Source organism: Shewanella sp. 30m-14 (assembly GCF_052977125.1).
In genome coordinates this window covers 1-20,366 of sequence record NZ_JBRILW010000008.1, presented here as the reverse complement: position 1 = coordinate 20,366, position 20,366 = coordinate 1, and the positions used below count along the sequence as shown (strand labels likewise).

Annotated in this window: 16 protein-coding genes; 15 read left to right on the top strand and 1 reads right to left on the bottom strand. The window is 46.2% G+C overall.

What is annotated here, in order from left to right:
- Nucleotides 1-10: 10 nt before the first annotated feature.
- The 13 genes from ftsL to lpxC all read left to right on the top strand — a co-directional run bounded on the left by ftsL (nt 11) and on the right by lpxC (nt 15,579).
- Entirely contained in the window at nt 11-325 is a 315-nt protein-coding gene (gene ftsL, locus ACVBIU_RS07840; protein WP_447162398.1) for a cell division protein FtsL, read from the top strand.
- Nucleotides 322-2,058, top strand: coding sequence for a peptidoglycan D,D-transpeptidase FtsI family protein (locus ACVBIU_RS07835; RefSeq protein ID WP_447162399.1), 1,737 nt, complete (start codon nt 322-324; stop codon nt 2,056-2,058). Before ftsL ends, ACVBIU_RS07835 begins: the two co-directional genes overlap by 4 nt.
- Nucleotides 2,058-3,524 carry a UDP-N-acetylmuramoyl-L-alanyl-D-glutamate--2,6-diaminopimelate ligase gene (murE, locus tag ACVBIU_RS07830; RefSeq protein WP_447162400.1) on the top strand — a complete coding sequence of 489 codons (1,467 nt, stop codon included), beginning with the start codon at nt 2,058-2,060 and terminating at the stop codon, nt 3,522-3,524. The genes ACVBIU_RS07835 and murE overlap by 1 nt, the downstream gene beginning before the upstream one ends.
- A complete protein-coding gene (locus tag ACVBIU_RS07825; protein ID WP_447162401.1) occupies nt 3,521-4,900 on the top strand; it encodes a UDP-N-acetylmuramoyl-tripeptide--D-alanyl-D-alanine ligase in 1,380 nt (459 codons plus the stop codon). Before murE ends, ACVBIU_RS07825 begins: the two co-directional genes overlap by 4 nt.
- Nucleotides 4,900-5,982 (top strand): phospho-N-acetylmuramoyl-pentapeptide-transferase, encoded by a 1,083-nt coding sequence (gene mraY / locus ACVBIU_RS07820; protein WP_447162402.1) that lies wholly within the window; start codon nt 4,900-4,902, stop codon nt 5,980-5,982. The genes ACVBIU_RS07825 and mraY overlap by 1 nt, the downstream gene beginning before the upstream one ends.
- Nucleotides 5,983-6,047: 65 nt before the next feature.
- Nucleotides 6,048-7,367: a UDP-N-acetylmuramoyl-L-alanine--D-glutamate ligase gene (gene murD / locus ACVBIU_RS07815; RefSeq protein WP_447163452.1), complete on the top strand. Its 1,320-nt coding sequence runs from the start codon at nt 6,048-6,050 to the stop codon at nt 7,365-7,367.
- The gene (gene ftsW, locus ACVBIU_RS07810) at nt 7,357-8,577 is read left to right on the top strand and encodes a cell division protein FtsW (RefSeq protein WP_447162404.1); all 1,221 of its coding nucleotides are present in this window, start codon (nt 7,357-7,359) and stop codon (nt 8,575-8,577) included. The genes murD and ftsW overlap by 11 nt, the downstream gene beginning before the upstream one ends.
- 8 nt (nt 8,578-8,585) lie before the next feature.
- Complete coding sequence (gene murG, locus ACVBIU_RS07805; RefSeq protein WP_447163522.1) at nt 8,586-9,683, top strand: undecaprenyldiphospho-muramoylpentapeptide beta-N-acetylglucosaminyltransferase; 1,098 nt, start codon at nt 8,586-8,588, stop codon at nt 9,681-9,683.
- 1 nt (nt 9,684) lies between these two features.
- The gene (murC, locus tag ACVBIU_RS07800) at nt 9,685-11,154 is read left to right on the top strand and encodes a UDP-N-acetylmuramate--L-alanine ligase (RefSeq protein WP_447162405.1); all 1,470 of its coding nucleotides are present in this window, start codon (nt 9,685-9,687) and stop codon (nt 11,152-11,154) included.
- Between the two features lie 104 nt (nt 11,155-11,258).
- Nucleotides 11,259-12,023 (top strand): cell division protein FtsQ/DivIB, encoded by a 765-nt coding sequence (locus tag ACVBIU_RS07795; protein ID WP_447163451.1) that lies wholly within the window; start codon nt 11,259-11,261, stop codon nt 12,021-12,023.
- Between the two features lie 3 nt (nt 12,024-12,026).
- Nucleotides 12,027-13,262 carry a cell division protein FtsA gene (ftsA, locus tag ACVBIU_RS07790; protein ID WP_012157000.1) on the top strand — a complete coding sequence of 412 codons (1,236 nt, stop codon included), beginning with the start codon at nt 12,027-12,029 and terminating at the stop codon, nt 13,260-13,262.
- Between the two features lie 31 nt (nt 13,263-13,293).
- Complete coding sequence (ftsZ, locus tag ACVBIU_RS07785; RefSeq protein WP_447162407.1) at nt 13,294-14,481, top strand: cell division protein FtsZ; 1,188 nt, start codon at nt 13,294-13,296, stop codon at nt 14,479-14,481.
- A 177-nt stretch (nt 14,482-14,658) separates the two neighbouring features.
- Entirely contained in the window at nt 14,659-15,579 is a 921-nt protein-coding gene (lpxC, locus tag ACVBIU_RS07780) for a UDP-3-O-acyl-N-acetylglucosamine deacetylase (protein WP_447162408.1), read from the top strand.
- A gap of 7 nt (nt 15,580-15,586) precedes the next feature.
- Here the strand turns inward: lpxC and ACVBIU_RS07775 are convergent, their stop codons facing one another.
- A complete protein-coding gene (locus ACVBIU_RS07775) occupies nt 15,587-16,039 on the bottom strand; it encodes a DUF721 domain-containing protein (RefSeq protein ID WP_447162409.1) in 453 nt (150 codons plus the stop codon).
- A gap of 27 nt (nt 16,040-16,066) precedes the next feature.
- Here ACVBIU_RS07775 and ACVBIU_RS07770 point away from each other — a divergent pair, with 27 nt between their 5' ends.
- Together ACVBIU_RS07770 and secA are read left to right on the top strand one after the other, a co-directional pair.
- Nucleotides 16,067-16,966 carry a M23 family metallopeptidase gene (locus tag ACVBIU_RS07770; protein ID WP_447162410.1) on the top strand — a complete coding sequence of 300 codons (900 nt, stop codon included), beginning with the start codon at nt 16,067-16,069 and terminating at the stop codon, nt 16,964-16,966.
- A 60-nt stretch (nt 16,967-17,026) separates the two neighbouring features.
- Entirely contained in the window at nt 17,027-19,750 is a 2,724-nt protein-coding gene (secA, locus tag ACVBIU_RS07765; RefSeq protein ID WP_447163450.1) for a preprotein translocase subunit SecA, read from the top strand.
- Nucleotides 19,751-20,366: the final 616 nt, after the last annotated feature.

The following is a 20,366-nucleotide window of genomic DNA, read 5'->3' as shown; positions in this document are numbered from 1 at the left end:
AGAGGTTAGCGTGAGTAAATCGCAATTGAATTTAACTCGAATCGTGTTGCTAGATCTTTGGCATCACAAATGGGTCATGATCTTAGCATTGTTGGTGATGCTAAATGCGATTGCGGTGGTGTACACCAGTCATGAAGGACGAAAGTACACCAGCCAGTGGGATCAGTTATTACAAGAAAGAGACAGGCTAGATATTGAATGGCGTAACTTGCTTTTAGAAGAGCAGTCACGGTCTGAGCATAGCCGTATAACCCGCATAGCGACTAAAGAGCTTAATATGAATCGTCCGCTACCAAAAGATGAGGTTGTCGTAAGAGTGCCATGAGCAAACAGGCAAAGCGTAAACAAAAACCACAGTTAATCCAATGGCGTTTATACGTCGTGGTGGCTTTTGTTTGCCTGCTGTTTACCAGTTTGGTTGGCCGAGCTGCTTATATTCAAATCATCGAGCCTGAAATGCTACGTCACCAAAGTGACATGCGTACACTGCGCACCACGAGTCGTGAAGTGCAGCGTGGCCTCATCACCGACCGTAATGGTGAGATGCTCGCGGTGAGTGTGCCGGTCAAAGCGGTATATGCCGATCCTAAAGTGGTTCATGACAAGAATGGTTTTGCTGATATGCGCCGCTGGCAAGCATTAGCGGATGTTTTGCATGAGCCAAAAGAAGATATTCTTAAACGTGTTCAGTCTAATCCTCGTAAACGCTTTACCTACCTTAAACGCCAAGTGACTCCAGCGGTTGCCGACTATATCAAACAGTTAAAGCTACCGGGTGTTTACCTTAAGCCTGAATCACGTCGTTATTACCCAACCGGTGAGATCTCGGCGCAGTTAGTAGGTATCACCAATATCGATGATAAAGGCATTGAAGGGCTTGAGAATAGCTATAACGACTGGCTAACTGGCACGCCGAGCAAGCAAAAAGTACGAAAGTCACGTGACGGTCATGTCGTCGAGCGTCTTGATATGGTGCAGGAGGGCGAGAGCCCTAATGACTTAGTGCTAAGTATTGACCAACGCATTCAACAGCTTGCCTATCGCGAGCTTAAAAAAGCCACTGAGATTAACCAAGCAACATCAGGTTCTATCGTGGTGTTAGATGTGCATACCGGTGAAGTATTGGCAATGGCTAACACGCCATCGTACAACCCTAATTCACGCGAAAACCTGCAAAGTTATCGTATGCGTAACCGCGCCCTAACTGACTCCTATGAGCCTGGTTCTACTATCAAGCCATTTGTGGTCGCAGCGGCACTCGAAGCTGGCACCATTAAGGCTGATCAGATTATTAAGACCAATCCTGGTCGTATGCGCATCGGCGGTAAAATCGTCCGTGACGGTCGAAACTATGGCGATCTTTCCCTGAGTGGCATTTTGGTGCATTCCAGTAACGTGGGTATGACAAAGATTGCGTTATCTATGCCTGTGCAGGAACTATTAGGCGCCTACCAAACCATGGGGCTGGGTAATTATTCTGGAATAAATTTAGAAGGTGAAAGTGCCGGGCTTATTCACGACCGTCGTCGTTGGTCTGAGTTTGAACGTGCGACCTTGTCTTTTGGTTACGGCTTAATGGCCACACCACTACAGCTTGCAAGAATGTACTCAATTTTGGGCAACAAGGGCGTACTGTACCCAGTTTCGATTTTAAAACTAAAACAAAAGCCTGAAGGTACCCAAGTGCTTTCTCCTGAAGTGGCACAAGGTGTCATGGAGATGTTGGTTGGAGTGACAGAAAAAGGTGGCACCGCGCGTAAGGCCCATATTGAAGGTTATCCAGTAGCGGGGAAAACCGGTACTGCACGTAAGGCGGTAGCCGGTGGTTATGGCGAAGACTACGTAGCGTTATTTGCCGGCGTTGCTCCTGTGCACAATCCTAAACTCGCCATTGCCGTTGTAGTGAATGAGCCAAAAGGCGATCGCTATTATGGCGGCGATGTTGCGGCGCCCGTTTTTGCCGCGGTCATGTCAGGTGCTTTACAAATGCTAAATGTTGAGCCTATTTCAAATCGTGAAAAGGTCCGTTTAGCTGCTAATTCTAGGAGTGTTGAATAATGCTAATACGCGATCTATTAGCGCCATGGTTCCATTATTCGGGAGCCGAAGACTTCTTGGAGCTCACACTAGATAGCCGTGCTGTACAAGCTGGCTACCTGTTCGTTGCTATTCCAGGCTATCAAGTCGATGGTCGCAAATATATTACTGCAGCCTTTGAGCGCGGTGCAGTCGCAGCCTTAGTGCATACCGACTCACCCGATGAGCACGGTAAGGTTATCAATGAGGCTGGGCTCCAGATCCTATTTTTCCAGCTGAATAGACAAATTTCAGCCTTGGCTGCGCAAGCTTATCCACTGTCGCAATCGCGCCCACAAATTATTGGCGTGACAGGGACTAATGGCAAAACCTCTGTGACTCAGCTAGTGGCACAGTTGCAATTATTGCAGGGTAAAACAACTGCGGTGATGGGGACCTTAGGTAATGGTTTGTGGGGCGAACTTGTTGATAGTGGCAACACCACCGCCGATCCCATCACGCTTATTAAACAGTTGCAAGATTTTGAACAACGCGGCGCCGATACCTGCGCAATGGAAGTCTCTAGCCATGGTCTAGTGCAAGGGCGGGTCGAGGCGGTTCCATTTGATGTGGCGGTATTTACCAACTTAAGTCGTGATCACTTAGATTATCATCACACCATGGATGCCTATGGTGCAGCCAAAAAGCGCTTGTTCCAATTTGCCAGCCTACGCGCGGGCTTAATTAATTGTGATGATGCCTTAGGTCGAGACTGGCTTGCAGAGCTAGCGTCAGACAAGCTTATCGGCTTTAGTATCAAAGCGGATGCCAAGGCTGCCATTTATAGCAAAGATTGTCATTTTCATGATGGTGGCGTGTCATGCACCTTGGTTTGGCCAACGGGTGAGGCCAAGCTTAACTCTCCGTTACTCGGCGACTTTAACCTCTCAAACCTATTAGCAGCCCTAGGCGCGCTTTACCTACTCGGTGAAGATATGCATGCGCTGGTGGCACTAGCAGAAAAGCTGGAGCCGGTAGCAGGTCGTATGGAGCGTTTTACCACTAAAAATGGCGTCACATTGGTGGTTGATTATGCCCACACTCCAGATGCTATTGAGCAGGCGCTAAAAGCGCTCAGAGTGCATTGTAAAGGCCTGCTTTGGTGTGTGTTCGGTTGTGGTGGCGACAGAGATAAGGGCAAGCGCCCTATGATGGCCGCCAGTGCAGAGCAGTTTGCCGATAAGGTGATGGTGACTAACGATAACTCGCGCAGTGAAGATCCGAATGCAATTATTGCCGATATTTTAGCGGGGCTACAGCGGCCTGAAGACGCGTTAACACAAGTTGATCGTCAAGCGGCTATTAAAGAAGTTGTGGCTCAGGCAGTTGCGGGCGATATGGTATTGCTAGCAGGTAAAGGTCATGAAACCTATCAAGAGATTAATGGTGCAAGATTGAATTACGATGAAAGAGCATTTACAAGAGCCATTGCAGAAGGTGAAGCATGATTAGCGTTTCTTTGGCCGAGCTAGCGAGCCGCTTAAATGGTCAACTTGTTGGCAGCGACGTGCTGATAGATAGCGTTTCAAGCGACAGTCGTGCAGTAAACAGCCAAACCCTGTTTGTGGCACTGAAAGGCGAGAATTTTGATGGCCACGTTTTTGCACAAGCTGCAGTCGACGCGGGTGCTAATGCGTTGCTGGTTGAGCGTGAGTTGCCGATAAATGCCAGCCAGCTTATCGTCAGTAATAGTCAAAAGGCGATGGGTGAGATTGGTGCATATGTGCGTGAAAAGCTTGCCCCAGTTTGTGTGGCATTAACCGGTTCAAACGGTAAAACCAGCGTAAAAGAGATGATTGCGACAATTTTGACGCAGAAACATCAAGTGCTTTATACCGCAGGCAATTTCAATAACGAAATTGGTGTGCCCTTGACCCTATTAAGGTTACAAGCGGGTGATGAATTTGGCGTATTTGAACTCGGAGCAAACCATGCTGGTGAGATTGATTATACCTCTAGCTTAGTTAAGCCAAGTGTTGCCATGGTCAATAACGTGGCGTCGGCTCACCTTGAGGGCTTTGGTTCTTTAGAGGGCGTGGCTAAGGCCAAATCTGAGATCTTTAACCATATTGGCACTGGTGGCACCGCGGTGATTAATGCCGATGATGCATTTGCTGATGTCATGCTTCAGGCGTCTAGCCATGTTAAGCAGTTATGTTTTGGCGTTAAAAATGAAACGTCGAGAGATCTTGATGTTTTTGCAACAGATTTGATGGCTGACGCCTATGGACGTTATGCCTTTAGCCTTTGCTACGGTGCAGAAGTACATAGAGTTAAATTGCCGTTAGCGGGACGTCATCAGGTGTCAAATGCATTGGCCGCTACAAGCATGTGCCTTGCACTGGATCTGTCTTTAGCTGAGATCTGCCAAGGACTTAGTCAGCTACAACCTGTAAAAGGACGTATGCTGCCAAGTCAACTTGGACGAGTGACAGTGATTGATGACAGTTACAATGCAAATCCGGCTTCAGTGGGGGCTGCAATTGACTGGCTTCAAGAAATTAAAGGAAATCGCTGTTTAGTGCTGGGCGATTTGGGTGAATTAGGCGACAATGCCGCCCTTTTGCATTGTGAGCTTGGGGAATTAGCCAAGGCCAAAGGCGTTAACGCGCTGTTTTGTGTCGGTACGCTAAGCGAAGGTGCAAGTCATGCTTTTGGTTCCACTCACTATCACGATATCGATGATTTAGTTGCAGGATTAATTCAATACATTAATGAGTTACCGGCTGAAATCACAGTGCTAGTGAAAGGTTCTCGCAGTGCGAGAATGGAACGTGTAGTAGAAGCTTTAACAATGGCCTATGGTCGCGGGGAGTTTGTTTAATGCTGGTTTACCTGGCTGAGTATTTAACCCAGTTTTACAGTGGGTTTAACGTATTTTCTTATGTCACCTTTCGAGCAATCTTAGGCTTGATGACGGCAATGGTATTTAGTCTTTGGTGGGGACCGAAGATGATTGCTCGGCTGCAGCTAATGCAAATTGGCCAAGTCGTGCGCAATGATGGTCCTGAATCGCACTTTAGCAAACGCGGCACGCCAACGATGGGGGGATTATTGATCCTTGCCGGTGTGTTTATTAGTGTGTTGTTGTGGGGCGATCTTGGTAGCCGTTACGTATGGGTAGTGCTGTTTGTATTAGGTAGCTTTGGCTTAATCGGCTTTATTGATGATTACCGTAAAGTGGTGCGTAAAGACACTAAAGGCTTAATTGCTCGGTGGAAGTACTTACTGCAATCTTTGGCTGCACTAGTTATAGCAGTGTATTTATATGCATCAGCACAAAGCCCGGGTGAAACCCAGTTAGTCGTGCCTTTCTTTAAAGATATTATGCCTCAGCTTGGCGGCTTCTTTATCGTGCTGGTTTATTTCACTATTGTGGGCTCAAGCAATGCAGTGAATTTAACTGACGGTCTCGACGGTTTGGCGATTATGCCGACGGTTATGGTCGCGGCAGCATTTGCCTTGATTGCTTACCTGTCTGGTCACGTTCAGTTTGCTAGCTACTTACATCTTCCTTACTTGCCTGGTGCGGGTGAGCTTGTGATTGTTTGTACCGCAATTGTTGGTGCAGGCCTAGGCTTCTTGTGGTTTAACACTTATCCAGCGCAAGTCTTTATGGGTGATGTTGGATCTTTAGCGCTAGGTGCAGCTTTAGGCGCAATTGCGGTGTTGGTTCGTCAAGAAATCTTATTGGTGATTATGGGTGGCGTCTTTGTGATGGAGACGGTATCGGTGATCCTACAAGTTGGCTCTTATAAGCTGCGTGGACAGCGCATCTTCCGCATGGCACCTATTCATCATCATTATGAGTTGAAGGGCTGGCCGGAGCCGAGAGTGATTGTACGTTTTTGGATTATTTCTTTGTTCCTCGTCCTACTTGGATTGGCGACATTAAAGCTTAGATAAGCTAAATAACAGCTTGAAATTAGATAGCACAGTTAATTTAAACAACAGGATTACATAGGTCTGATATGGCGCAGCAATATTCACACATCGTTTTAGGTTTAGGTGCAACAGGCTTATCTGTTGTGCGTTACCTGTGTGCGCAAGGCATTGTCCCTTTAGTGATGGATAGCCGAACTCAGCCTCCTGGTGCTGACACCTTAGCGGCAGACTTTCCTCAAGTAGAGTTAGTCGCGGGTGGATTTGATTGTCGCTATTTAGTGCAAGCGCAGCAGATCATCATCAGTCCTGGTATAGCATGCGAAACCCCAGAAGTTAGGGTCGCATTCGATATGGGGATTGAGGTGATTGGTGATGTGGAACTTTTCGCGAGAGAAGTGAGCAAAACCTCTGCTAAAGTGATTGGTATTACCGGTTCTAACGGTAAAACCACGGTCACAACCTTAGTGGGCGAGATGGCTAAAGCCAGCGCTTGTTCATACGCTGTTGGTGGCAATATCGGTATACCAGCCTTGGACCTACTACTGGAGCCTAAAGATTTATATATTTTAGAGTTATCGAGTTTTCAGCTTGAAACTACCCTGAGTTTGCAGTGCACAGCAGCAACTTGCCTCAACATTAGCGAAGACCATATGGATCGTTACAGCGATCTAGAGTCATATCGCCAGGCAAAACTTAAGCTGTATGAACAAACCAAAATGGTGCTGTTTAATCGCGAAGACCCATTAACCATTCCGAATAATCCGACTAATCAGCAAAGTTTTGGTTTAAATGCGCCAGAAGTTGATGACTGGGGAATTTCAGGTGGAATGGTCGTGCAAGGTAACAGCCAGATTATGTCTGTTAGCGATGTGGTGCTTGTGGGAAGTCATAACCATGCAAATGTCATAGCGGCAATGGCGTTAGCAACTGCAGCAGGTATTGGGCGAGATTTTCAAATCGAGGTCGCTAAGACATTCAGTGGATTAGCTCATCGCTGTGAAGTGATTGCTGATATTGCTGGCGTGACTTATGTCAATGACTCTAAGGCGACCAATGTTGGCGCGACTGTCGCAGCAATCGAGGGCTTAAGTGATCACTTAGGTGAACTGATCTTGATCGCTGGCGGCGACGGCAAAGGTGCAGACTTTTCTCCGTTAGTACCAGTACTAGGCAAAGTCAGCCAGCTAATCACGTTGGGTAAAGATGGCGATAAAGTCGCGGCGTTAAAAGCGGACTCAATAAAAGTAAAGACAATGGCAGAGGCTGTTGCCAAGGCGCATGAGATAGCGACAGCAGGTGATATCGTGATTTTGTCACCAGCATGCGCCAGCTTAGATATGTACCCCAACTTTATGGCTCGCGGGGATGAATTTCGCAGCTTAGTAGAAGCGCTTCATGGCGAGTAGCGAGAAGCAGTTAAGCTTATTTGGCAACCGCTTTAAGTGGTCGTTGCCGAATTTGTTTAATGACACCTCGGCACCAGGAATGCAGCTATATGATCGGCCGTTAATGTTTGCGGTGTTGTCACTTATCTGCTTTGGCTTTGTGATGGTGATGTCAGCTTCTATGCCAGAGGCGCAAACCTTGACCGGCAATCCGTTTCATTTTGTTTGGCGTCACGGCGCTTACTTAGTCGGTTGCGTTATTATTGCGGCGGTGGTGCTGCAAATAGAGATGCGCCATTGGCAACACTTTAGTCCGTGGTTGTTGGTCGTCGTTGGTGTCATGCTGGTCGCGGTGCTGTTTGTGGGCACAACCGTTAATGGAGCAACCCGCTGGTTATCGATAGGGCCAATCCGTATTCAGGTAGCCGAGATAGCTAAGTTTGCCTTTGCCATCTACATGGCTGGCTACTTGGTACGACGCCACCAAGAGATTAGAGAAAACGCTAAAGGCTTTTATAAGCCCATTGCTGTTTTTGCTGTATATGCGTTTTTGATTTTGATGCAACCAGACTTAGGTACTGTGGTCGTACTGTTTGTGGGTACCGTCGGGTTACTGTTTTTAGCGGGCGCGCGATTACTGGACTTCTTCGCATTGATCTTAACTGGGATATTAGCATTCGTGGCCTTGGTATTACTTGAGCCCTACCGAATGCGCCGAGTAACGTCGTTCCTCGACCCGTGGCAAGATCCGTTCGGTAGCGGTTATCAGCTGACTCAATCTCTTATGGCGTATGGACGCGGTGATTGGTTTGGCCAAGGCTTAGGCAACAGTATTCAAAAGTTAGAGTATCTGCCTGAGGCGCACACTGACTTTATCTTTGCGGTTATTGGCGAAGAGTTAGGGTTTATCGGCATTATCGCCGTATTAGCAGTGCTGCTATTTGTTGCACTGCGAGCGATTAAACTCGGCAGTATGTGTCTAGCACTAGAAAGAGCATTCGAAGGTTATCTTGCTTATGGCATCGGGATCTGGATCTGCTTTCAAACCGTGGTAAACGTTGGTGCCAGTATTGGTATGTTACCAACCAAAGGATTAACTCTGCCATTTATTAGCTATGGCGGTAGTAGTTTGTGGGTCATGACGGCGGCAGCCATGTTGCTTATCCGAATAGACCATGAAAGACGATTAAGTGTTATTCAGGCCGTTGAAGGCCGGACAAGTAAACAATGAGTGAATTAATGACTAACCAAGCTGAAGAAAAACGCATTTTAATCATGGCTGGCGGAACTGGCGGCCATGTATTTCCTGCGCTAGCGGTGGCTAAATATTTGAGTCAGCAAGGCTGGAAAGTGCGTTGGTTAGGCACTGCAGAGCGAATGGAAGCGAGATTAGTGCCACAACATGGCTTTGATATCGACTTTATCGATATTAAAGGTGTGCGTGGTAATGGCTTGATGCGAAAGCTCGCTGCGCCATTTAAGATCCTACGTTCGGTGATGCAAGCGCGTGCTGTTATTAAAAAGTTTAAGCCCGATGTAGTGATGGGCATGGGCGGCTTTGCTAGCGGTCCTGGCGGCGTTGCAGCCAAGATGTGTGGCATACCTTTGGTGTTGCATGAACAGAATGCGATTCCGGGCATGACCAATAGATTGTTGTCGCGTATCGCCTCTGAGGTGCTATGTGCCTTTGACGGTACCTTTACCGACATTAAAGCTGAAACTGTCGGTAATCCTATCCGCAAAGAGCTTATCGCCCTTGGCGAAAAGCAAAAGCCTGCCTGTGACGATGATTCGCTAAAAGTGCTCGTTGTAGGCGGTAGTTTGGGAGCAAAGATTTTTAATGATGTCATGCCAAGTGTACTCGAAGGGGTGAGTAAAACCCATTCAATGACGGTTTGGCATCAAGTTGGGCGTGATAATTTAGCGAGCGTTAAAGCCGAATATCAACGATTAGGCCAAGATGGCAGCGTAAGCGTTGCTGAGTTTATTGATGATATGGAAGCGGCTTATCGCTGGGCTGATGTGGTGGTGTGTCGCTCTGGTGCGTTAACCGTATCTGAATTAGCTGCAGTCGGTTTACCGAGCTTGCTAGTGCCATACCCACATGCGGTAGATGATCATCAGACTAAAAATGCCCAAGTATTAGTTAACGCTGGGGCAGCATTTTTACTGCCACAGCCTATAGTCGATACCAGCAAGTTAATGACTAAATTGTCGATGCTGGCATCTGATAAACAAGAATTATGCAATATGGGCCAGCGTGCTCGAGACGTTGCCATTTTAGATGCAACTCAAAGAGTCGCCAACGTCTGTATTCGATTAGCACAGAAGGGTTGAGATGAGTAACAAAGCAGAGAAGTATTCGCAGCTAAGATCCATGATCCCTGAAATGCGCAGGGTTAAGCACATCTATTTTGTTGGAATAGGTGGTGCGGGTATGGGCGGCATAGCGGAAGTGCTTGTTAATGAAGGTTACCAGTTAAGTGGTTCAGATATCGCTGAAAGTGCGGTCACTCAGCGATTAGCTCAACTTGGTGCGACCATCTATATTGGCCACGATGCAAGCCAAGTTAAAGGTGTAGACGTGGTTGTTGTTTCAACCGCGATTAGCGCTGACAACCCTGAGTTGGTTGCAGCAAAAGCGCTTAGGATCCCCGTGGTGCGTCGGGCTGAAATGCTAGCTGAGCTGATGCGCTACCGTCATGGTGTCGCTGTTGCCGGAACTCACGGTAAGACGACTACGACGAGTTTGATCGCAAGTGTTTATGGTCAAGCAGAGCGCGATCCCACTTTTGTGATTGGCGGCTTGTTAAATAGCGCAGGTACTAACGCTCGATTAGGTCATAGCCGTTACTTAATTGCTGAAGCTGATGAGAGTGACGCGAGCTTTTTACATCTGCAGCCGATGGTCAGTGTCGTGACTAACATCGAAGCTGACCATATGGATACCTATGAAGGTGATCTAGAAAAGCTTAAAACAACCTTCGTTGATTTCCTGCATAACCTGCCTTTTTATGGGGTTGCAGTAGTCTGTATCGATGACCCTATTGTACGAGAGCTTATTCCACGTATTGGTCGTCGTGTAGTGACTTACGGTTTTAGCGATGACGCTGATGTGCAGGCGCTAGATTTCGAGCAAACAGGCTATTGCAGCGCATTCACGGTTAGACGTGCAGGGTTAGCAGATGTGCGCTTAACAGTTAACTTGCCAGGCGAGCACAACGTGTTAAACGCGCTGGCAGCGATTGCCGTAGCTACTGAAGATGACATCGAAGATGAAGCAATTATTGCTGCTTTAGGTGAGTTTCAAGGCATTGGTCGTCGTTTTCAGCAAATTGGCGAGTTTAGTACCGCGAAAGGTGAGATTAAATTGGTTGATGACTATGGTCACCACCCAAGTGAAGTTGCCGCCACGATTAAGGCAGCCAGACTCGGTTGGCCTGAACGCCGCTTGGTGATGATCTATCAGCCGCACCGTTACAGTCGTACCCGCGACTTGTATGAGGACTTTGTAGAAGTACTATCACAAGTCGACTGCCTGTTGATGTTAGATGTATACGCCGCAGGTGAAGCACCTATTCCGGGGGCTGACAGTCGGGCATTGTGTCGCTCTATTCGTGTTCGTGGTCAGGTTGAGCCTGTATTTGTTGCGAGCACTGAGCAGCTAGAAACCGTTTTACCAGAGATATTGCAAGACGGTGATTTACTGCTGACCCAAGGGGCTGGCAGTATTGGGTTGTTATCACGTAGCCTTGCCGAATCGAATTTGGGTTTTGGTACTGAGACTACTGATGAAAAAAATGCGTAATTTAGAGTTATATACCTTAAGTTACACATCTAATTTTGACGCTTGGAATAAGGGCTATATAATGGCCGATTTTCTGAGTTCCCGGTTGCAAAAGGAAGCCTAAGGTGTCTTGGCGCGAGAAAGGTCAGCGTATTCGAGTTTTGCTTTCGCAAGCTGATTGGTATCTGTGTTTTGGTTTGGCGTTCTTACTGTGCGTATTGATTGGTTTATCGATGGCAGTGATGAAACTCAATACCGTGCTAAATGATGCTGATGCGCTACCTATTGAAGCGGTAGCGATTAAAGGGGAGCGCTTATATACAGACGATAAAGAGATCCAACTAGCATTGCAGGATTTGATGCAGAGGAGTTTCTTTTCGGCTGATGTGACCCAAGTGCAAGAAGCCCTCGAAGCATTACCTTGGGTTTACCAAGCCTCCGTTAGGCGCGAGTGGCCAGCCAAGTTAAAGGTATATTTGGTTGAACAAAAACCAGTTGCGCATTGGAATGGTGATGCTTGGCTCAATATTTACGGCGAAGTGTTTGATGCACCGGCGAAAGAAGGTATACCTAATTTACCTATATTGACGGGTCCTGAAGAGCAAGGTAAGTCGGTACTAACTACTTACCAGCAGGTAGGCGAGTTATTAAGAATTAATGGCTTTAACTTACAAAGTTTAAGCTTAAGTCCAAGGCATGCTTGGCACGCTGAGCTAAATAATGGCATTAAGCTGGAGCTCGGTCGAGAAGATAAGATGGCAAGGATACAAAGATTTATCCACGTCTACCCAAAACTTGCAAAGCAAGATAAACAGGTAGCTATTGTGGATTTGCGCTACGACACAGGTTTGGCCGTAGGTTGGGATGATGCACAAAAAGAGAGCCGTTAATTAATGACCAAGAATCTAGATAGAAATCTGATTGTGGGATTGGACATAGGGACATCAAAAGTCGCTGTGATCATTGGTGAAGTATTGCCTGACGGTGAGATCAGTATTGTCGGTCTGGGAAACCATCCTTCAAGGGGGATGGATAAAGGCGGCGTAAACGATCTCGACTCTATCGTCCGCAGCGTACAAAGAGCACTGGATCAAGCCGAGTTAATGGCAGATTGCCAGGTCTCATCGGTGTATTTAAGTATTTCTGGCAAACATATCGAATGTCAGAATGAAAACGGCATGGTGTCGATTAACGACGAAGAAGTGACTCAAGAAGATGTCGACAATGTGATCCATACGGCTCGCTCTGTCAAAATTCCAACTGAGCGTCGTATCTTGCATGTATTGCCTCAAGAATACGCTATTGATATACAGGACGGCATTAAGAGCCCAATTGGCATGTCAGGTATGCGTATGGAAGCCAAGGTCCATATCGTGACTTGTGCCAATGACATGGCTAAGAACATCACTAAGAGTGTCGAGCGCTGTGGTTTAAAAGTTGACGACTTAGTGTTTTCAGCCATCGCTTCAGCTGATTCAGTACTGACTGATGATGAGAAAGACTTAGGCGTTTGCTTGGTCGATATTGGTGGTGGTACAACCGATATTGCGGTTTATACCAATGGTGCACTGCGTCACTGTGCTGTCGTGCCCGTTGCGGGTAATCAGGTGACTAACGATATCGCTAAGATATTCCGTACACCTTTGTCACACGCAGAACAGATTAAGGTGCAGCACGCTAGCGCTCGTAGCGCGATGGTGAGCCGTGAAGACAGTATCGAGGTGCCTTCAGTAGGTGGTCGTCCTTCACGTAGCATGTCACGTCACACGTTAGCGGAAGTGGTTGAACCTAGATACCAAGAATTATTTGAATTGATCTTAAAGCAGCTACGCGATAGCGGCTTAGAAGATCAGGTTGCAGCAGGCATTGTCATTACTGGTGGTACCGCATCGATTGAAGGTGCCGTTGATATCGCTGAAGCGACATTTGGTATGCCAGTGAGAATGGCACAGCCGCTGCCAGTTAAAGGTTTACACGAATATGTGGATCAGCCTATTTACTCTACCGGAGTCGGGTTGCTTCACTATGGTGCGCGCAGAGTGATCGAACGACAGTTCGAACGTCCTGAACGACAAGGGGTTACCAGTCTTTGGAATCGGGTTCAGAGCTGGTTTAAAGGCGAGTTTTAGTTAATAACGCAGGCATAACGGAGAAAAGACCATGTTTGAGATCATGGATAGTCATTCAGACGAAGCGGTGATTAAGGTCATCGGTGTCGGTGGTGGCGGCGGTAACGCTGTTGAGCATATGGTTAAACACAACATCGAAGGTGTTGAGTTTGTAGCAACAAATACTGACGCACAAGCTTTGCGTAAGTCTGCTGCAACGACCACAATTCAATTGGGTCGCGATGTGACCAAAGGTTTAGGCGCTGGCGCCAACCCTGAAATCGGTCGTTTAGCGGCAGAAGAAGACAGAGAAAACATTCGTAATGCGATTAAAGGTTCAGACATGATCTTTATCGCTGCGGGTATGGGCGGTGGTACCGGTACTGGTGCTGCACCAGTAGTTGCAGAAATTGCACGTGAAGAAGGTATTCTTACTGTTGCTGTTGTAACCAAGCCTTTCCCATTCGAAGGCAAGAAGCGTATGACCTACGCGGATCAAGGTATTGAGCAGCTTGCTAAGCATGTTGACTCGCTAATTACCATTCCAAATGAAAAGTTACTTAAAGTGTTAGGTCGTGGTACGTCTTTATTAGATGCATTCGCTGCAGCTAACAACGTGTTACTTGGCGCGGTTCAAGGTATTGCCGAGCTAATTACTCGCCCAGGTCTAATCAACGTCGATTTCGCCGACGTAAAAACGGTTATGTCTGAAATGGGTAATGCCATGATGGGTACCGGTGTAGCAAGCGGTGAAGATCGTGCTGAAGAAGCTGCAGAAGCGGCTGTTGCAAGTCCATTACTTGAAGATATTGATCTAGCTGGTGCGCGTGGCGTATTAGTTAACATCACTGCGGGTATGGATATGAGCATTGAAGAGTTCGAGACTGTGGGTAACCACGTTAAGGCTTATGCTTCTGATAACGCAACTGTTGTTGTGGGCGCGGTAATCGACCCTGAAATGTCTGATGAGCTACGTGTAACGGTTGTTGCTACGGGTATTGGCGCAGAAAAGAAGCCGGATATCCAGCTAGTATCTAAGCCTGCTCCACGTCCAGAGCCGATTGTTCCAGCTGAGCCTCGTGTAGAGAGCTTTGCAGCAGAAGACGCTATCGCTCCAACGATGTCACACGGTAATACTGCAGCTGCAACTCAGCCTCAAGTAGCAACACCAGTGGCTGAAAAAAAGAGCGATCTTGACTACTTAGATATCCCAGCATTTTTGCGTAAGCAAGCTGATTAATCTTAGTGTTAATAAATAGTTAAGAAGTATGAGGCAATACTAAACTATTGTCCTAAAGCTGAGTGAGTTTTGGTGAATTTGCAAAGATATGCTAAGATATCCGACCAGCATAGCCTGCACACGACTGAAAAGTGTGCGGTTAGCGCTTTTTTGTTGAGATAATGAACGGGTAAATACATGATTTTTCAAAGAACTGTAAAAGAAATGGTTAAAACGACTGGTGTTGGATTGCATTCCGGCAACAAGGTTACGTTGATCATTAAACCCGCGCCCATCAATACCGGTATTAAGCTAGTTCGTACCGACTTGTCGCCTGCAGTTGAAATACCAGCTGTTGCCGATCAAGTTCGTGAAACGACTATGTGTACTGCCTTGGTAAATGATGATGGTGTTCGTATCTCAACAATTGAGCATCTATTTGCAGCGCTAGCCGGACTAGGTATTGATAACGCAGTTATCGAAGTTGACGCGCCTGAAATTCCAATTATGGATGGCAGTGCGAGTCCTTTTGTTTTCCTACTTCAGTCTGTAGGTATTCAAGAGCAAAACGCCGCTAAAAAATACATCAAAATCACTAAACCTATCCGTGTTGAAGACGGTGATAAGTGGGCAGAGTTGAAACCTTTTAAAGGCTTCAGAGTCGATTTCGCAATTGACTTTAACCACCCAGAGATCGCGCGTAGTCAGCAGCATATGGTTATGGATTTTTCATCGTCTGCTTTTGTGAAAGATATCAGCCGTGCAAGAACCTTTGGTTTTATGCGCGATATTGAGTACCTAAGAGCGAATAATCTTGCACTAGGTGGCAGCATGGAAAATGCTGTTGTTCTTGACGAATATCGCGTCCTCAACCCCGATGGCCTGCGTTATGAGGACGAGTTCGTTAAGCATAAGATTCTTGACGCTTTTGGTGATCTATATGTAGCGGGTCACGCTATTGTTGGTGAGTTCTGTGCATACAAAACTGGCCACGCACTTAACAATCAGTTAGTACGTGCCATGCTTGCACAGCAGGACGCTTGGGAAATTGTCAGTTTTGAAAAAGAAGCCGACGCACCAGTCAGCTTCTCGGTACCCGCGGGTGCTGTATTCGCTTAATCGCGAATTAAGATTGCCTTGAACGGCTGGCTAATGCAGCCAGCCGTTTTAGTTTTACCGCTAATGTCCCCTCAGTATGTTCAGCTAACGCTTCAATATGAGCGGCGGCATTTTCACTAATTAGGTTGTGAGCGACCTTGGGTTTTGTTTCATACATTAACAAGCTTGGGTTGACTTTAACCTCGATTGCGGTAAGCATGGGTAGCGTTTCGGCTTGCAGCTGTTGTAATATTTTGGGTTTTTGGAAGTTAATTCTTGCCGCCCAAGCAGCCGTAGTTGTTTCAATAACCAAGATCCCTTGGCGTAAATTGGCAACCTTTAGTTGCTCTGTCACTGGACCAGTTAGCACTTGTTTCACGTAGCGATCTAAGTGTAATAACAGTTCTGCCTTTTCAGCTAAGTTAGGCATTGTGCCTTGCTGATGTAGTAACTGACTGAGATCCTGTGGGGGCTTTTTCATATGATAATAAAATGGCTTAATTAGGCTATGAGTGTAACAGTTTTTATTCAAGGTCGAAATGGTGCCACACGCTGGCAACCAGGAAAGCGTTGGCTGCTATTGCCTATTTTGCTCATCGCAGCAGGTACGGGTCTTTATCAGCACAATGCCAAGCAACTTACACAGCAACAAGCTAATGTCGACGGCGAGCGTATGGCTCGTGAAGAACAAAAAGATGAGTTAGTCGCGCTAAAGAGTGCGACAGAGACTCAACTTTCGATGTTGGTTGCCCACGTTGCTCGTATGCAAGCTAAACTCACGCGCTTAGAAGCACTGGGTCAGCAAGTTGCTCTCAATAATCAATTAGAAGATCAATTTGATTTCTCTTCAGAAGTCGGTGTTGGTGGTATCAGTGAGTTGGGTACTAACATCGAACTCGATCAGCTTATCGCAGATATGGATAAGTTGGTGTCTCGAATAGATAATAATAATGTTCAGTTATCACTACTTGAAACAGTAGCATCTAATCTCCATATAGATGAAGAGCGTTATATATCTGGGCGACCAATCCAGAAAGGTTGGTTATCCTCGCCCTATGGTTTACGTAATGATCCTTTTAACGGTAAAAGAACGATGCATAAAGGTATCGACTTTGCTGGAAAAGAGGGCGTCGATGTAATCGCGACAGCAGGTGGCGTAGTTACATGGGCGGACAAGATGTTTGGTTATGGTGAGTTAGTCGAAATTGATCATGGAAATGGTCTAAGCACTCGTTATGGTCACAATAAAGCTTTGTCAGTAACTGTGGGCGATGTGGTCGCTAAAGGCGATAAAATCGCTGTGATGGGAAGTACTGGGCGCTCAACTGGGCCTCATGTACACTATGAAGTGTTGCGTGGTGGACAGCAGATCGATCCGCAAAAGTATGTCTACCGCAAGGCAGGTTAATCATAAAATAGGCTTTCAGGCTCTCAAAGGGACTTGGCCAACAACATAGAAGTGGTTCAGATGTTTGGTAAATTACTGACAAAAGTATTTGGTAGTCGCAACGATCGTACACTTAAAGCATTTGGTAAAGTCGTTAATAAAATTAACGCACTAGAGGCTGAGTACGAAAAGCTATCTGATGAAGATTTAAAAGCAAAAACGGCCCACTTCCGCGAGCGTTTAGACGGCGGTGAAACATTAGAAGGCGTATTACCTGAAGCATTCGCGACAGTACGTGAAGCCTCGAAGCGTGTATTTGATATGCGTCACTTCGATGTGCAGCTTATTGGTGGCATGATCCTGGATAGTAACCGTATTGCAGAAATGCGTACCGGTGAAGGTAAAACACTGACGGCAACTCTGCCAGCCTACCTTAATGGTCTAACGGGCAAAGGTGTACACGTCATCACGGTGAACGATTACCTTGCGGGTCGAGACGCTGAAAACAACCGTCCTCTTTTCGAATTCCTTGGTTTAACCGTTGGTATTAACGTTGCGGGTCTTGGGCAAGTAGAAAAGAAAGCTGCCTATGATGCAGATATTACTTACGGTACTAACAACGAATTCGGTTTTGATTACCTACGTGACAACATGGCGTTCTCGCCAAGTGAGCGCGTTCAACGTCCACTTCACTATGCACTAATCGATGAAGTCGACTCGATTCTTATTGATGAAGCACGTACGCCGCTAATTATTTCTGGTGCGGCTGAAGATAGCTCTGAGCTATACATCAAGATCAATACACTGATCCCAAATCTTATCGCGCAAGATAAAGAAGATACTGAAGAGTATGTGGGTGAAGGTGATTACTCAGTTGATGAGAAGTCAAAGCAAGTGCACATGACCGAACGTGGTCAAGAGAAAGTTGAAGTACTGCTAACTGAGCGTGGCATGCTAGCCGAAGGCGACTCGCTTTATTCTGCTGCTAATATCTCTTTATTACATCATGTAAATGCAGCACTACGTGCCCATACCTTATTTGAAAAAGACGTAGACTATATTGTTCAAGATAACGAAGTCGTTATTGTTGATGAACATACTGGCCGTACTATGCCTGGTCGTCGTTGGTCTGAAGGTTTGCATCAAGCGGTAGAAGCTAAAGAAGGGGTTCATATTCAAAATGAAAACCAAACATTAGCCTCAATCACTTTCCAGAACTTCTTCCGCCAGTACGAAAAGTTAGCGGGTATGACGGGTACTGCCGATACTGAAGCATTCGAATTCCAACACATCTACGGACTTGATACAGTGGTTGTTCCGACTAACCGTCCAATGGTTCGTCAAGATAACCCTGATTTGGTTTATCTGACAGCTGACGAAAAGTATGCTGCAATCGTAAAAGATATCGTTGGCTGCCGTGAGCGTGGACAACCAGTATTGGTCGGTACAGTATCGATTGAACAATCAGAACTGTTACACAGCTTACTTAAGAAACAAAAGATCCCGCATGAGATTTTGAATGCTAAGTTCCACGAGCGTGAAGCTGATATTGTTGCTCAAGCTGGTCGAATTGGTGCGGTAACAGTGGCAACTAACATGGCCGGTCGTGGTACCGATATCGTGTTGGGCGGCAACTGGAACATGGAAATTGATGCGCTAGCTAACGCAACTGACGAGCAGAAAGCTAAGATTAAAGCTGACTGGAAAGTTCGTCATGATGAAGTTGTTGAAGCCGGTGGTCTACATATTCTAGGTACTGAACGTCACGAATCTCGCCGTATCGATAACCAGCTACGTGGTCGTTCTGGTCGTCAGGGTGATGCTGGTTCATCTCGTTTCTATCTATCTATGGAAGATAGCTTAATGCGTATCTTTGCTTCTGACCGCGTATCTTCAATGATGAAGAAACTTGGAATGGAAGAGGGTGAAGCGATTGAGCATCCATGGGTGTCACGCGCTATCGAAAATGCACAACGTAAAGTAGAAGCACGTAACTTTGATATCCGTAAGCAGTTACTTGAATTTGATGATGTTGCTAATGACCAGCGTCAGGTTGTTTATGCTCAACGAAATGAGTTGATGGATGCTGAAAGTATTCAGGAAACGATCACAAATATCCAAGCAGATGTGGTTAACGGCCTCATCGATCAATATATTCCGCGTCAGTCTGTTGAAGAGCTTTGGGATGTTGAAGGGTTAGAGAAACGCCTACAGCAAGAATACGCAATGAGTCTGCCAATTCAAGAATGGTTGGATAAAGAAGATGACTTGCATGAAGAAACCTTGCGTGAGCGTATTGTTGATACTTGGGTTAATGCATATAAAGCAAAAGAAGAGATGGTAGGCGAGCAAGTTCTACGTCAATTCGAAAAGGCGGTCATGCTGCAAACGCTTGATGGTTTGTGGAAAGAGCACCTTTCTGCAATGGATCACCTGCGTCAAGGTATTCACTTGCGTGGTTATGCACAAAAGAATCCAAAGCAAGAATATAAGCGTGAATCGTTTGAGTTGTTCCAGCAGATGCTTGAATCACTAAAGCACGATGTGATTAGCATCCTGTCTAAAGTACAAGTACAGGCACAATCAGATGTTGAAGAGATGGAAGAGCGTCGTCGCCAAGAAGATGCCAAGATCCGTCGTGATTATCAACATGCACAAGCTGAAGCTATAGTGGGCGCAGAAGAAAGTGCTGCATTGGCTGCTACCCAACCAACAGTTCGCGATGGCGAGAAAGTTGGTCGCAATGATCCTTGCCCATGTGGTTCTGGTAAGAAGTACAAGCAATGCCACGGCAAGCTTAGCTAGAATAGCAAAACAATGCTAAAGAAAAGGGTGACTCATTGAGTCGCCCTTTTTTATTACCAATGAAAAAGGATAGTGGGTTAATTTATTAGTTTCCTAAGTCTGGCTCTTAACCCAAATAGCGCCTTGCTACATAAGTTATGTATATATGAAGATAGGCTAGTAAGAAGCGAGTAAGAAGACAGTAAGAAGATAAACGAGTGGTGCAATCCAACCACAGTAACATTGATACCGTGTAGAAATAGCTTAACTTTAATTTGGTGCTGGCGATAAAAGCGTCGCTGAAAGCAAGTTTTGTGGATAAGTCTGAGGGTAACTAGTGGCTAAGTTGTGCTTAAATTAAAACATTAAAAAAAGGCGTTTATTTTCGAAAAAAGCACTTGCGCTCTTTTCGAATCTCCCTATAATGCGACCCCACTGACACGGTGAAGCAGGCAACTAGCCAAGCACACAGCGTTAGAGAGATTAACTTCTACGGAAATTAATCTTAGGTGACAAACGCTTTAAGAGCTTCGGGTTTTGCTTCTTTTCACGAGAGTGATTAAGAAATCATCGCTTGAAAAACTTCTTAAAATAAGCGCTTGACGCCGCCACTGGAGAGTGTAGAATACGCCTCCTC

Excerpts from the sequence above, each read along its gene's own strand:
- ACVBIU_RS07835 (WP_447162399.1), top strand. The coding sequence starts at position 322 with ATGAGCAAACAGGCAAAGCGTAAACAAAAACCACAGTTAATCCAATGG.
- murE (WP_447162400.1), top strand. The coding sequence starts at position 2,058 with ATGCTAATACGCGATCTATTAGCGCCATGGTTCCATTATTCGGGAGCC.
- ACVBIU_RS07825 (WP_447162401.1), top strand. The coding sequence starts at position 3,521 with ATGATTAGCGTTTCTTTGGCCGAGCTAGCGAGCCGCTTAAATGGTCAA.
- mraY (WP_447162402.1), top strand. The coding sequence starts at position 4,900 with ATGCTGGTTTACCTGGCTGAGTATTTAACCCAGTTTTACAGTGGGTTT.
- murD (WP_447163452.1), top strand. The coding sequence starts at position 6,048 with ATGGCGCAGCAATATTCACACATCGTTTTAGGTTTAGGTGCAACAGGC.
- ftsW (WP_447162404.1), top strand. The coding sequence starts at position 7,357 with ATGGCGAGTAGCGAGAAGCAGTTAAGCTTATTTGGCAACCGCTTTAAG.
- murG (WP_447163522.1), top strand. The coding sequence starts at position 8,586 with ATGACTAACCAAGCTGAAGAAAAACGCATTTTAATCATGGCTGGCGGA.
- murC (WP_447162405.1), top strand. The coding sequence starts at position 9,685 with ATGAGTAACAAAGCAGAGAAGTATTCGCAGCTAAGATCCATGATCCCT.
- ftsA (WP_012157000.1), top strand. The coding sequence starts at position 12,027 with ATGACCAAGAATCTAGATAGAAATCTGATTGTGGGATTGGACATAGGG.
- ftsZ (WP_447162407.1), top strand. The coding sequence starts at position 13,294 with ATGTTTGAGATCATGGATAGTCATTCAGACGAAGCGGTGATTAAGGTC.
- lpxC (WP_447162408.1), top strand. The coding sequence starts at position 14,659 with ATGATTTTTCAAAGAACTGTAAAAGAAATGGTTAAAACGACTGGTGTT.
- ACVBIU_RS07775 (WP_447162409.1), bottom strand. The coding sequence starts at position 16,039 with ATGAAAAAGCCCCCACAGGATCTCAGTCAGTTACTACATCAGCAAGGC.
- ACVBIU_RS07770 (WP_447162410.1), top strand. The coding sequence starts at position 16,067 with ATGAGTGTAACAGTTTTTATTCAAGGTCGAAATGGTGCCACACGCTGG.
- secA (WP_447163450.1), top strand. The coding sequence starts at position 17,027 with ATGTTTGGTAAATTACTGACAAAAGTATTTGGTAGTCGCAACGATCGT.